11 protein-coding genes are annotated in these 13,564 nt (G+C 38.7%); 2 read left to right on the forward strand and 9 right to left on the reverse strand.

The window, feature by feature from the left end:
• Nucleotides 1-28: 28 nt before the first annotated feature.
• The 3 genes from MB14_RS10410 to MB14_RS10420 all read right to left on the reverse strand — a co-directional run bounded on the left by MB14_RS10410 (nt 29) and on the right by MB14_RS10420 (nt 2,087).
• Complete coding sequence (locus MB14_RS10410; protein WP_062591478.1) at nt 29-463, reverse strand: RrF2 family transcriptional regulator; 435 nt, start codon at nt 461-463, stop codon at nt 29-31.
• 143 nt (nt 464-606) lie between these two features.
• Nucleotides 607-1,356, reverse strand: coding sequence for an ABC transporter ATP-binding protein (locus MB14_RS10415; RefSeq protein ID WP_062591479.1), 750 nt, complete (start codon nt 1,354-1,356; stop codon nt 607-609).
• Nucleotides 1,353-2,087: an MlaE family ABC transporter permease gene (locus MB14_RS10420; protein WP_062591480.1), complete on the reverse strand. Its 735-nt coding sequence runs from the start codon at nt 2,085-2,087 to the stop codon at nt 1,353-1,355. The genes MB14_RS10415 and MB14_RS10420 overlap by 4 nt, the downstream gene beginning before the upstream one ends.
• 154 nt (nt 2,088-2,241) lie before the next feature.
• Here MB14_RS10420 and MB14_RS10425 point away from each other — a divergent pair, with 154 nt between their 5' ends.
• Nucleotides 2,242-2,949, forward strand: coding sequence for an SDR family oxidoreductase (locus MB14_RS10425; protein WP_062591481.1), 708 nt, complete (start codon nt 2,242-2,244; stop codon nt 2,947-2,949).
• A 102-nt stretch (nt 2,950-3,051) separates the two neighbouring features.
• Nucleotides 3,052-3,585, forward strand: coding sequence for a PH domain-containing protein (locus MB14_RS10430; protein ID WP_062591482.1), 534 nt, complete (start codon nt 3,052-3,054; stop codon nt 3,583-3,585).
• A gap of 29 nt (nt 3,586-3,614) precedes the next feature.
• Here the strand turns inward: MB14_RS10430 and MB14_RS10435 are convergent, their stop codons facing one another.
• The 6 genes from MB14_RS10435 to cls form a co-directional block, all read right to left on the reverse strand.
• Complete coding sequence (locus MB14_RS10435; protein ID WP_062591483.1) at nt 3,615-4,667, reverse strand: Rieske 2Fe-2S domain-containing protein; 1,053 nt, start codon at nt 4,665-4,667, stop codon at nt 3,615-3,617.
• 80 nt (nt 4,668-4,747) lie between these two features.
• Nucleotides 4,748-5,299 (reverse strand): hypothetical protein, encoded by a 552-nt coding sequence (locus MB14_RS10440; protein ID WP_062591484.1) that lies wholly within the window; start codon nt 5,297-5,299, stop codon nt 4,748-4,750.
• A 17-nt stretch (nt 5,300-5,316) separates the two neighbouring features.
• Nucleotides 5,317-8,676: a T9SS type A sorting domain-containing protein gene (locus tag MB14_RS10445; protein WP_062591485.1), complete on the reverse strand. Its 3,360-nt coding sequence runs from the start codon at nt 8,674-8,676 to the stop codon at nt 5,317-5,319.
• Between the two features lie 179 nt (nt 8,677-8,855).
• Nucleotides 8,856-10,097, reverse strand: a complete 1,242-nt coding sequence (locus tag MB14_RS10450) for an alkaline phosphatase family protein (RefSeq protein ID WP_062591486.1) — start codon at nt 10,095-10,097, stop codon at nt 8,856-8,858.
• A gap of 80 nt (nt 10,098-10,177) precedes the next feature.
• On the reverse strand, nt 10,178-11,986 hold the full coding sequence (locus tag MB14_RS10455; RefSeq protein WP_062591487.1) for an acyl-CoA dehydrogenase family protein: 1,809 nt from the start codon (nt 11,984-11,986) through the stop codon (nt 10,178-10,180).
• Nucleotides 11,987-12,079: 93 nt separating this feature from the next.
• Nucleotides 12,080-13,537, reverse strand: coding sequence for a cardiolipin synthase (cls, locus tag MB14_RS10460; RefSeq protein ID WP_062591488.1), 1,458 nt, complete (start codon nt 13,535-13,537; stop codon nt 12,080-12,082).
• Between the last annotated feature and the right edge of the window lie 27 nt (nt 13,538-13,564).

Below are 13,564 nucleotides of genomic sequence, written 5' to 3' on the forward strand. Positions count from 1 at the left end.
ACCTTTATATCCTTTATTGTGTTAAATTTTATCTTTTTAAATAAGTCAAACCCGTTTCTAAACTGGTGGCCAATTCAAAAAGGCTCGTATTTTCAAGCATTTTTCTCAATTCACTTCTTATGCTGGTGAACTTATCGTGAACAGGGCAGGGCTCGTTGGCATTACATACCTTTAAACCTAAACCACATCCTTTGTAGATGCTATCGCCATCCAATGCGTTCACAATTTGGCTAAGCTTTATCGAATCAATTTTATCTTTACCAATTTCAAATCCTCCATTTGGTCCTTTTAATGAATTGATGATTTTTGCTTTGGCCAACTGCTGTAAAACTTTGGCGGTGAATGCTTCAGGTGAATCTATTTCTGCAGTAATGTCCTTCAAACTCGCACGTTCCTCGTTAAGAGATTTTTGTGCGATGTAAATCACTGCCCGAATTCCGTATTCACATGCTTTTGAGAACATAGTTGTATATTTTCTACGCAAAGATAGGTCAGGATTTTAATTCGGACAAATTTATCCGAATTAAAAAGATGTCTTTTTTGAAATATTAAAAAGACCGAAGTAGAACGAAGGGGAAAAGCGTTTTTTGAGTGCTAGAGCAATGCTTATTGATCTCTAAACTTGCGCATCATTTTGTTGGCAAATACGAATTCGTCAAGTTCTTGAACGCCAGAATGCATAATGTCATCACTATTACCTTCCCAAAGTTTGTGGCTGTTGCTAAGGAACATAATGTATTCGCCAATCTCCATTACCGAGTTCATGTCATGAGTTACAATCACGGTTGTGATTTGATATTCTTCCGTAATTTCCGCTAGTAAACGGTCTATTTTGATCGAAGTAATTGGGTCGAGTCCAGAATTTGGTTCGTCACAAAACAGGTATTGAGAGCTGTTTACGATGGCCCTGGCAATGCCCACTCTTTTCTGCATACCACCACTAATTTCAGAAGGCATTCGCTTATTGGTGTTTTCTAACTTTACCCGTTTCAGACAAAAGTTTACTCTATCGAGTTTTTCCTCTTCGGGCATTTTGGTAAGAATATCCAATGGAAATTTCACATTCTGCTCTACAGTCATTGAATCGAAAAGGGCACCTCCTTGAAAAAGCATTCCTATTTCCCTTCTTATGTCGGTTTTCAGGTCTCTGTGGGCGTTAATAAAATCACGGCCATCGTAAAGAATGTCACCTGAATCAGGTTTGAAAAGGCCAACGATATTTTTCAGCATCACACTTTTTCCCGATCCACTGGCACCAATAATCAGGTTCGTCTTTCCCTTCTCAAATTTCACACTGATGTCATCTAAGACCACCTTATCATCGAACGACTTTACTAAATTCTTAACTTCTATCATCTTACTAAAAGCAATTGAGCGAGAATAAAATCACTGAATAAAATGGCGATACAGCTTACGGTTACCGCACGTGTACTGGCCTGACCTACTTCTAAGGCTCCGCCTCTGGTAAAAAAGCCCATATAGGAAGAAATGGAAGAAACAAGAAAGCCAAAAACAACAGATTTTATTAATGCGAAAGAAACGGTGAATTGATTGAAGTCCATTTTGAGCCCCATAAAGTAGTCCGCAGTAGATACCACACCGCCAAATTTTGCTGCTAAGAACCCACCAAAAATGGCTAACACGCCAGCAAGAATTACGAGTAATGGATACATAATTAATGTACCTACAATTTTTGGAAGTACTAAATAGGAGGAAGAGTTAATTCCCATTACTTCCAAGGCATCGATTTGTTCAGTAATACGCATGGTGCCTAAATTTCCAGCAATACTTGACCCTACCTTACCTGCAAAAATGATGGCTGTAATGGTAGGCGCCAATTCCAAAATCGTTAAATCTCGAACCACAAGCCCGACAACACTATCAGGAATAAGTGGGTTAACAAGGTTGTATGCCGTTTGAAGGGTAGATACTGCTCCGATAAAAAGCGAAACCAAACCCACCAAAACGATACTGTTGATACCCACCAACATACATTCGTCAAGGGTTAATTTAACATAGGTTTTGAACGACTCACGATTTTTGAAAAGAGAGCTTATAAACAATAAGTATTTGCCGAGACTCTTCATTAAAAAAGCATTTCCATCAGGGTGATTAAATTAACAGGGTGGTAAAATAACAAAACTTGAGGCAAAAGATTCGGCTTGGGCCATCTTAATTGAACAAATTGATCTAATTTCAAGTCGTTGGTAAAACGTAAAAATCTGAAACAATTATTCAAACATGAAAAAACTGGCAGTAATTACTGGAGGAACTAAGGGAATAGGCAGAGCCACGATTGAGAAATTTGCCAAAGAAGGCTTCGATATTATGACTTGCGCTCGAAACCAAGAAGACCTGAAACAGCTCGCGAATGATATAAATGAGGCTTTTCCTGAAATTGAAATACATACCATACAAGCAGATTTATCAAAGAAACAGGGGGTGCTTAAATTCGCTGAGATGGTGAAATCCTTTGACCGCCCTGTGGATCTGCTTTTGAATAATACAGGCACTTTTATTCCGGGCAGTGTATATAATGAGGACGAAGGAAATCTGGAAATGATGATCGAGACGAACCTTTATAGTGCTTATCACCTTACCCGTGAATTGATTTCTGGGATGATGGAGCGTAAATCTGGTCATGTTTTTACTTCAGGTTCAATAGCTGGAATTCAGGCCTATGCCAATGGAGGTAGCTATTCTATTTCAAAATTTGCCTTACTCGGTTTCACCAAAGCTTTGCGCGAAGAAATGAAACCTCATGGGGTACGGGTTACTTCTATTTTGGCTGGCGCAACCTATACGCCAAGCTGGGAAGGAGCGGGACTTCCAGAAGAACGATTTATGAAGGCTTCAGATATTGCTGACGCAATTTATGCTGCTCATGCATTGTCGCCTAACACGGTAGTAGAGGAAATCATCCTTCGTCCGCAGTTGGGGGATATTTAAGTCTTTACGACTAACAGGTTGAGATACTGCCCTTTTTGGTTTTTTTACCAACAAGCCTACAACGTTAAATTATCCACTGTGGTAAATTTTGAATGGTAACAAATGATTATTAATTATAGACTAAGCGACTCTCAGCGCAAAAAATATTTCATTCTACCATTGGCAAAGCTATTAACTGCAATTGTGGTATTTACATTAATAGCTATGTATTGGTTTAATACTGATGCTGAAAATTTACCTTTTATTGTAGGGATTACATGGTCTTGGGTGGGCTTAATTCATGTATTGCCACTGCTAATTTTGGCAGCACACCACCTGAAAGTAAGTAAGGGTGTATCATTTGTAATAGACACTACAAATTGGGAGTACCGATATAAAAAAGCGGATTTTGACCTGACCTTTAAGGCAAGCCATATTAAACGGGTTGTTAAAGTTATGTCACCACCAAAGTATGACGGAAGAAGAGATTTTCTTGGTTTTGGGTACTTCTATTATTGGGAAGTTACGTTGGTAGATGAGACTCTACTATCATTGTCTTGTATGCTTTTGGATAGTGATGAATTTTTGGGCTATGAAAACGAAAGGAAAAAGCAACTGTTTCCAATACCTAAAAGGGGAATTAAGCCCCAGCAGTAAAATAGAGTTCACTTAACCACAGCTATAATTTAAGTCTGCCACTGTAAAGTTTGTGGTTTGATTGGGTTTTCGAAAGGCGTTTTCACCTCTTGGCATTTTTCGTAACGCGTGCGAATGGCGTTGTACCATTTCGCTTGCATATCAGGGTCGCCCATGAGCATCAGTGGAGGGTTGTTCTGAAGACCTTCCTTTAGTTTTTCGAAAACATCAACATCCTGCTGAATAAAGGTGTTCGCAAAGCGATAGAAGATAGGCTTTAAGTATTTGAACCAACCGATGTCCGTGTAAATAAATTGAATCAGTTCCGTCTGATTTTCATTCACAGGAGTCAGGGCCGTCATGATCACGATGTCATTTTCGCCCACTTTAATATGCTCAATTCTGATGCCTGGTAACTGAAAACTGATTTCCGTAGTCTGCTCTTTCTTTAGAATTTTATAAGCCGCTGAATTCTTAGAAGGTTCATGTCGAACCATTTTGAAACCTAGGTGCGAAGGAGCAAAATTCTTTGTCTTTAGCTTTAGATTGGTCTTTTTTCTAAAGAACCAAGATTGATGCACAAAAGGAACGTGTGCAGGATCAATCAAACCAATCACCGAATGATCGAGGCTGCAAGACATTGGTTTTGCAGTCACAAAATCGAAATTGGCTTCTTCCTTTAAAGGAAACTCAGGGAAAAGACTTTCGTCCATGTCCTCAGGCTTGCGCATGTCTTTGGGTAAGTAAATCAGTACAATGCCATGCACTTCGCGCAGCGGATAATAAGGCGCTCTCACCTTGGTTACATCTAATTTAGAAGAAGGAGGGAGCGTTGGTATTTTAGAGCAAGTGCCGTCTGTTTTAAACCTCCAGCCATGGTAACAACATTCAATTTCGCAGCCGTCAAAATTGCCATAGGTTAATGGTATACCACGGTGCGGACATTGGTTGCGAAGCGCGAAAACTTTCCCTTGTTCATCTCTGCCCAAAAGAATTTTCTCACTGTCTATTTCCTTCTCAATGGTCTTACCTTTTTTCAAAAGGCTACCATGACAGGCCACATACCAAATGTTTCGTAAATTTTTTGACTTTGCTGTACTCATTGAATCAAATCTGCACCCACAAACATAATGATTATCAACCGCATCTATTTTTAGAGAGGGCAGAAATTTTAAGAAGGCCGCTAAAGGTCGTTATATACTGGTGCTGCTATTTCTTTATAAGGAACAGCACTCACCAATAAGCCGCCACTCATATTGTAACTGAGGTTCACGAGATCATTTGAAACTGGGTCGATGTTGAAATCTACGCAGGCAATTTGCAGTTGATTTCCGTTAGAAAAGCTGAGTACCATTTCTTGTGGCACATAGAGTTTCTCCTCTAAGATTTCAAAATTTTCATCAAGCTTTTGGAAGTAAGTCCAGTTGATTTCAACGGCATTCACTTCATCACCTTCCATATTTTTGAAGGTGTCGATGTTGGTGATTTCAATATCATCCCAATCTTCATCTACTTCTACCTTGGCCAAAGAGAAGTTGAAAATCCCATCTTCTAGATGCCAATAGAAGGTGATTGGTTCATCTTCGAAAATGAAGGCTACAGCAGCAGAAACCACCACAGCCTCATTTTCTTCTACAAAAGGGTAGGGCTGGTGGTGGTTGTATACTCTAATACTGGTTAGTTTTTTATTAAGAATCTTACTTGTGAGGAGTTCGTTGGCTTCTTGTTCAGTCATTATTATTAATAAATGTATTAGTTCTTTATTATTTTCTTTAGTGAACGGTATTTACCGCTTTGCACAATTTCAACAAAGTAAGTTCCGTCTGTTTGCTGGCTAAGATCAATAGATTTAGAGAATTCATATTGCTTTTTCTGGAAACTGCCACGATAAACCTTCGCACCATTCAAGTCTGTAATAGTAATGATAATGTCATCAAAATTGCTGTTTTCCAATACAATGTTCAATTGGTTTTGCGTAGGATTAGGGAATAAATCAAGCCTTAGAGAGAAGGTATCCAGATCGATGCTGGTGACTTCACTTACTTCCAAAGTAATATTTACTTCGTCACTGTCTATATTACCATCGTTTACCTTTACAGGTATTGTCAAGGTTCCAATAAATTCTGGAGTTGGAGTAATCACATTTCCAGCAAGAATATAATTGGCCCCTCCGGCAACAGATAAAGTAAAGTCAGATGGATAATTATTATCAGGGTCGGTTACTGATAAATCAGTGAGACTTAAAGTGAATGGTGTTTCATTATCTGTTATCAATGTGCTCACTGTTCCTACTATCACAGGTTTGTCATTTACTGGAGTGACTTCAAGTTGTGCATTGAAGCTATTACTATCATCAGTACCGTCATTTACTTTTACAGCTACCGTTAATGTCCCGTTAAAATCGGTGTTAGGGATAACCGTGTTTCCGTCAATGGTGTAATTATCGCCTCCAGTTATAGTTAAAGAGAAATCCGTTGGAAAGCTGTTGTCTGGATCGGTTACGGTAAATGCATCCAGATCAAAAGTGAAATTTGTCTCTTCAGCTGTTGTCAAACCACTCGAAGCTTCAGTGATAATAGGAGCATCGTTCACAGCTGTTACCGAAATTTCTATGTTAAATATTTTGCTATCTAATTCTCCATCGTTGGCAATAACAGGGACTGTTAACGTACCATTGAAGTCTAAAACTGGAGTAATTGTATTATCACTAACTGTGTAATTGGCACCTTCAGAAATTGAGATTGTTATGTCTCCAACTTCGTTCTCTGGGTCAGTGATTAGAAGGTCGCTAGACGCTATGGTGATGGCTTCTTCTTCTTTTGTTGTTAATGCTGAAACAACACCGTCAATAATCGGTGCTGAATTGACCGTTTTAATTTTAGCGATACCAAAACTTGGAGTTCCATTTACAGAAGAAAATTCACCTACAGCGAATATGTTCTCTGAATCAACCCTTTCAATTTTATTTAAGTAGCCTAAAAAATTGACGTTGAATTTATTGTCTACAATACCAGATGTTTTTATTCTTGCTAAGTTGCTGTGCAATTCTTGGTTAATAAATTCATAAGATCCAGCGACTAAAATAGAGCCATCATCTTCCAATAAAAGATCCTTATAAAAACCAAAATTATCGGTATCGGATATCCCAATGGTTGTGTCGTCTAATTCGTTTCCTGTTAAATTAGCTTGATATAAAGGCATCCTATCACTAAAACCACCACCTGCAAAATTGGTCCCACCAAATAACAGTTTTTCATTTATGACTTGAATGACATTTACACTTCCTGTAAGTGTTTCATTGTTGTTGAATTCTGAAACCAGCGATCCATCAGTATTTAGGTTATTAATAAACCCTGAAACCCTGCCATCACTGGAAAAGTAGCCACCAACAAGATAAGTGCCATCTGCCTTGATAGCTAAGGCCTCTATGATTTTTTGATTATTAGTTTCTTGAGGGTTTGCAGCTAATACGGAGTTGAAATCTAAGTCGTAGGCTCCATTTTTACCAAGTCGTACTATAATTTCATTTGAATCCGCAAGATTATTTCCTGTGTTAATAATTCCTCCAGCTACTAGCAAACCATCATCTTCAAGAACTGTAATCTGCTTGATATTATCGCCTAAATAATAGGCTCTAGCAGTTGTGCTAAAAGTGGGGTCAATACTGCCGTCTTGGTTTAACCTTATGATGCTTGTTATTGTATTATCATAGTGCATATAACCACCCAATATAATCTTGCCATCGCTTTGTTTGGTGATCACGTTGATTTCATTGATCGCAGAGTTCAGCTCGATGCCCAATTCAAAACCAGAATCAATTGTTCCGTCTGCATTTAATTTGGTTAAATAAGAAACATAGGAACCATTCACTAGAATGAAGTCTCCTGACACCAATACTTTCCCATCATCGAAGGGTAAGGCTGCATATGCAGTTGCTGCTTTTGTTAGGGTAAAATTCTGAGGAAGTATGTTTCCGGAAAAATCGGTTTGCGCAATACTCAATCGCTTATCAGCTATTGTTCCAGTAAATTTATTGGCAAAAATGACTTGCTCTCCAATGATTTCAATATTAAAATATTGCCCCCTATTAAAAGAACTAAAGGCTTGAGCAGCATACGTTTGGTCGGTAGATCCATCAGCATTAAGTCTTATTAATATTGCATCGTTTAAATGCCCGCCAGCTAAATAAATTTTGTTATCTGGAGCTTCTTTTATTTTACTTGCCCTCCTACTGATTCTATTTATTACACCATCTGCGTTGAAAGCAGTGACAACTGCACCGTTTGCATCTAATTTAACAAGTCCAGACGGTGTTGACACCCCGTTGAAGCTATTAAAATAGCCAGAAACTAGAATGGTTTCATCCTGCAATACCTCTACATCAATTACATCCCCATCGCTGATTGTTGCGGTACCTGTGTTAAAGGTTTGATCCAAAGATCCATCAGAGTTTACTCGGAAAATAGTACCAACATCCGTGTCATCATATTTATTGGTTTGACCTGACACTAGGATTTTGTTATCATTGAGAATTGTGATTTCTACAGGGCTTGATCCATCTAACTTGTGTGTGCCAAATTCTGAGTTTAGACTACCATCGCTGTTTAATTTCACAAAATTTAGCGAGCCTGATAAAATTGCAGCGGCATAATAATGACCGTCTTTATGTTCAATCTTATAGATTAAACTAATGGAGTTGTCAAGTTGAAAATTAGTATCAATCGAGCCATCTAAATTTAGAACATCAATCCCGTTATCGTTATTTCGTGCAAAGGAAACCAGAAGTATTTTGTCTTGATAAACTTGAACACTGTTAAATGATTTACTTGCTAAAGTTTCATCCAGTTTAAAGCTTGGGTCATACTCTCCCAGATTATCAATGCGAATCAAGTTATTCACGTAGCTCGCATCGAGAAAAGTATCGTCTATTCGTTTAAAGTCCCCGAGAATGTAAAGTTTGCCTTCACTATCCTTTTGAAGTCCAATGATTTCGGACTCGCTGGCCAAATGAGCTGAAAATCTTTTATCGAGCGACTGGGAGTATAGGTTAGTACTGAAAAAAGTAATGAGGGAAGCTAAAGCTAATGAGATTGACAGTTTATATGATTTCATCAAGAGGTGTTTTGATTGATGAGTTAAAATATGTTTTTTTTCGATGTAAACCTTCAATATACCGTATCAGTTATTCGAAAATTTTAATTATGGTCGATATATAGACTGAATGATTGGTTTTGGCTGACAAAAACTAGTGTAATGAAAGAGTATCAGCTTGCCATTTTTTTGAGATGAGGTTACTGTTTGTATATGCTTTTCAACACCTCCAACTTCCCGTCAACCTCAGGTAACTCATTAATGCCTAAAATATGGGCTACAAAAGGATAAACGTTCACATTTTCAAACTTGGGAAGTTTGGTGCCTGGTTTAATGTTTGGCCCATTTGCGTAGAAAATTGTAGCCATATCTTCTGAGAGATAAGGATCATAACCATGCTCTCCGTGTACTCCGCCTTGGGCAATCATTCTTTCTCTGTTGCTTTTCGAGCTCAATGAGTGACCTGCATTGGCCACCAAAACTATTTCGCCACTTCTCGAATTTTGATAATGCCAGTTTTTAGGGAATCCCTCTTTCTCGTAGGCTGTGAAACTATTCTCCTTTCCTTTAATGGCCGTATATATTTGGTCAATTTTTGATTGGTCGTTAACATAAAGGTGAGCGAGGGTTCCGCTGTTAACAAACCTGTAATCATCCTTATTTATTCCTTCCAGAACTTCATCAACGTTAATCAAACTTTCTTCATTATTGGCTACTTCGTTCATACCGTGATCGGAAGTGACAATCACATTCACTGGCAGATCAATTTGTTTGAGTTGCTCCATGATTAAACCCAGAAGTCGATCGGCTTCTAAAACAGATTCTTTAGCACCATTAGGGCCGTTGGCATGCCCTTGGTCGTCTACTATGGAAAAGTATAATGAAATGTAATTGGGGCGTTCAGCTTTTGGTAATTTTAGCCATTCCATTACCGTTGAAATTCGGTCTTCATTTTTCACCTTACCATCATAGATTTCATAATAATTAGGGAAACTACCTGCGATTGGAGCTTCGGAACCCACCCAGAAATAAGAAGCCGATTTCATTCCGTTTTTCTGCACCAACTGCCATAGAGGTAAACCATCATAAAAATCAGGGTTTTCTACTACTTCACGATTGCCGATGCTATACCGTAAATCAAGGTCGCGGTCATAGAAATTATTATCCACCAAACCGTGATTTCCCGGATAAAGCCCTGTTACCAATGTATAATGATTTGGGAAGGTTTTACTCGGAAATGAGGGAAGCATGGCCTCGGCAGACGCTCCTGTTTCTATGAATTTCTTGAAATTCGGAGCGTCATATTTTTCTACATAATCATGTCTGAAACCATCAAAGGAAATCATGATTACATAAGGAGTTTCCTGTTGACAAGAAACGGCACTCATTGCTAAAAGCGCAAATACAGTGAGTAACAAGGCTGATTTTATATATTTCTTCATTGCTTTGTGGATTGCCTCAAAGATAAAGGCTGCATCAATTAATACGATTGCTTTTTGGATTTTTTACAAGCCAAAGATCTTTAATCCAGGTAGCTCAGTTTCATGTCAATGGTCAGAGCCAGTTCATTCATGATGGTTTTTGAAAGTCCTTTACAGCGACTCATTTCATATTTATAAAAGAATTGGAGTGTGTGGAGTTTGCTTTCGTAGAAATCAGTGGCGTAAGTGCTGTCGTTTATGTCTAAAGCTTTCTGTGCCGAAACTCCGATTTTAAGCCACTGCCAGCCCATAACAACTGTTCCAAATAAATCCATAAAAATGGTGGCATCGGCCAAGTAGCGTTCAAAATCACCATTTTGAGCATGAGGCATTAAGGCACCTAAAACCTGCTGTATTGAATTAAGGCTTTCTCCTAAAACTCTAATATTAAATTGGAGTGAATCATGAGCGCTAGCTTCTTTAATAGTAGACTGAATTTCTTCGGCCAGCCATTCGAGTACTTTGCCATTTTTCAACCCTATTTTTCGCCCTAGTAAATCGAGAGACTGAATGCCAGTTGTGCCTTCGTAAATGGAAATAATTCGAATGTCGCGGTAATATTGCTGAAGTATGAAGTCCATGCAAAATCCATAGCCACCAAGCACTTGTAGGCCTGTGCTTACTGCCTCAAGTCCCTTTTCCGAAGGATATGTTTTAGCGATAGGAGTGAGTAATTCCAGAAGTAAATTGTAACGTTCCTTTTCTTCTCCTTCTGAAATGTGTTCTAAATCCACATAATGCGCTGCCTGCATTACTAAACTTAAAGAACCTTCCACAATGGACTTTTGGAAGAGCAGCATTCGTTTTACATCAGGGTGATTGATGATTAAGGTTTGTTCTTCGTCTAAATCCTTTTTACCTGAAGATGTTAGTTTTCTTCCCTGAGGCCTTTCTTTCGCATATTGCAGAGAAGCATAATAAGCCGCAGACGCAATTCCTGTCCCCATTCTGCCTGTAGCAATTCTCGCTTCATTCATCATTTGGAACATGTACATCAAACCATGATTTTCTTCGCCAATCATGTGTCCAATGCTGTCTTCAAAAACCAAATGCGAGGTGCAATAACCTCGCTGACCCAGTTTTTCAAATTCACCCGCCACAATCACTTGCTGCTCACCAAGACTACCATCAGCGGCTACTCTTTTCTTCGGAACTACAAACAAGGAAACGCCTTTTGTGCCTGAAGGAGCGCCTTCTGTTCGAGCCAATACCAAATGAATGATGTTCTCGGCAAACTGATGGTCGCCCGAGGAGATGAAGATTTTTTGACCATTGATTTTATAAGTGCCATCTGCCTGAAGGCTGGCAGTAGTTTTCACATCTGATAATGACGATCCCGCTTGCGGTTCGGTCAGACACATGGTGCCTGTCCATTCCAGAGACATCATTTTTTGCGCGTAGGTTTCTTTTAGAAAATCACTTCCGAAGGAAACAATAAGGTTTGCCGCACCTGCGGTTAAACCCAAATAGCCTGTAACATGGTTATTGGCGGCTTCCATCATAAAATAGAGGGTATGAAAAACGATGTTTGGCAGTTGTAAACCGCCATCCTTTTCCTCGAACATGGCAGCTACAAGCCCCATTTCTCCTGATTCTTTTAAAATACTCTCGAATTGTGGGTGAATCGTAATTGCTCCATTTGCAAAGGTGGAAGGCTTTTCATCCATTTCTTTAATAAAGGGGTGGAGGCTTTTATCGCAGAAAGTTTTGACTGAATTCAACAGAAGGTCTATCGAGGGCTTGTCGTAAGCGGAATAACGGTTGGCTTCAAGTAATTCTTCCGTTTGATGAACATTGTACATCAAAAACTTAATCGTATTCAGGTTGGTGTATTGCGATGAATTGGGCATGGTATAAGGGTTTATTTTCAATATAAGTGAAAACAAATAAAATGCTGGTAACTAAGTTCAGAATGAAACTTATTCAGATGCCAATTGTGATGCTTAGAGCAATGGTGCTAGTAATCTACAAACAGATTCGAGTAGTTTCTTCGAAATACTGCGTTTCTTCCATTCACTAAGATGTAGTTCTTCGCAATCAGCCTTATCTGTTTCAAAATTCTGATTGAGTTGAATAGCAATAGCAGGATCATAAATATAGGTGTTCACCTCATGGTTTAGATCGAAACTTCGATAATCCATATTGGCTGTGCCTACTATGGCTAGCTTTCCGTCTACTGTAAGCGTTTTAGAATGCAGAAAGCCCTTTTTGTAGAGATACACCTTTACACCAGCATCCAAAAGTTGCTTCATAAATGACATTGAAGCTGCTTGAACAATCCATGAATCGGAAGCGTAGGGAATCATAAGTTCGACTGAAACCCCACTTTTGGCAGAGGTAGTAATTCCATTAATTATACTCTCATTTGGAATAAAGTATGGGGTGGCAATTCTCAGGCTATTTCTGGCAGAATTAATGGCTAAGTAGAAAGAGTCCATTATACTGGCCAAGTCCCAATCGGGGCCGCTAGCATTTACTTGAACAAAACTAGACCCAAATGAAGGTTCGGTTTTTGGGAAATGCTTTTCAGTTGGTCGCCAAGGTTGTCCAGAAACAAATTGCCAATTCAGAATAAATAGAAACTGTAATGTTTTTACTGCAGCCCCCTCAAGCTTGATATGGGTGTCGCGCCAGTAGGTTGGGTATTTACCATTGTTGATGTAACGGTCGTCTACATTAATCCCTCCAGTAAAACTCGTAATGCCGTCAATAATAACTACTTTCCTGTGGTTACGGTAATTAATTTTACTGGTAAACGAAGGGAAAAGTACTGGCATGAATTCAAAAATTTCTACGCCTGCGCCTTTCATTTTTTCGAAATAAGAGCTTTTTAAACCGAGACTTCCAACACCATCTACAATCACCCTTACTTGAACACCCTCTTTAGCTTTTGCGATCAAGAGTTCACTAATCTGTAGCCCAATTCCATCGCTAGTAAAGATGTAGTATTCTATATGAATATGGTTTTTCGCTTGTTTCAGCGCTTCTAAAAGTGCTGGAAACTTCTCCTCTCCGTTTCTCAATAAAGTGATTTTATTGTTTTCTGAAAGAGGGGAGAGATCACGACTTAAAAAGCGGATGAGTTTGTCGAATTGTTCGCTTACTAAAGCTTTATGAATAGGAGTTGCATTCTCTGGGGTTAAATATTCATCAATATATTTTTGGCCAAAAGCAGAGTTTATCAATTGGTTTTTAGAGAATATTCTTCGTTTTCTGATGTGCTGCCCAAAAAACAGATAGATGATTAGGCCTAAAACAGGCAATAATAATAGCAGTAAGAGGTAAGAATGAGTTTTTAGCGGGTTTCTGTTTTCAAGCAGAATATTAATGACCACAATAAAAATAGCCAAATAATATAGCCCTAGAAGGAAAGGAGAAAGCGTGAACCAAAAATCAAGCATGATTAAAATTAGCGATTTAACCCATAG

It is taken from the genome of Roseivirga ehrenbergii, assembly GCF_001593005.1.
Classification (GTDB): domain Bacteria; phylum Bacteroidota; class Bacteroidia; order Cytophagales; family Cyclobacteriaceae; genus Roseivirga; species Roseivirga ehrenbergii.

Coding starts and splice junctions, on each gene's coding strand:
- MB14_RS10410 (WP_062591478.1), bottom strand. CDS start 463: ATGTTCTCAAAAGCATGTGAATACGGAATTCGGGCAGTGATTTACATC.
- MB14_RS10415 (WP_062591479.1), bottom strand. CDS start 1,356: ATGATAGAAGTTAAGAATTTAGTAAAGTCGTTCGATGATAAGGTGGTC.
- MB14_RS10420 (WP_062591480.1), bottom strand. CDS start 2,087: ATGAAGAGTCTCGGCAAATACTTATTGTTTATAAGCTCTCTTTTCAAA.
- MB14_RS10425 (WP_062591481.1), top strand. CDS start 2,242: ATGAAAAAACTGGCAGTAATTACTGGAGGAACTAAGGGAATAGGCAGA.
- MB14_RS10430 (WP_062591482.1), top strand. CDS start 3,052: ATGATTATTAATTATAGACTAAGCGACTCTCAGCGCAAAAAATATTTC.
- MB14_RS10435 (WP_062591483.1), bottom strand. CDS start 4,667: ATGAGTACAGCAAAGTCAAAAAATTTACGAAACATTTGGTATGTGGCC.
- MB14_RS10440 (WP_062591484.1), bottom strand. CDS start 5,299: ATGACTGAACAAGAAGCCAACGAACTCCTCACAAGTAAGATTCTTAAT.
- MB14_RS10445 (WP_062591485.1), bottom strand. CDS start 8,676: ATGAAATCATATAAACTGTCAATCTCATTAGCTTTAGCTTCCCTCATT.
- MB14_RS10450 (WP_062591486.1), bottom strand. CDS start 10,097: ATGAAGAAATATATAAAATCAGCCTTGTTACTCACTGTATTTGCGCTT.
- MB14_RS10455 (WP_062591487.1), bottom strand. CDS start 11,986: ATGCCCAATTCATCGCAATACACCAACCTGAATACGATTAAGTTTTTG.
- cls (WP_062591488.1), bottom strand. CDS start 13,537: ATGCTTGATTTTTGGTTCACGCTTTCTCCTTTCCTTCTAGGGCTATAT.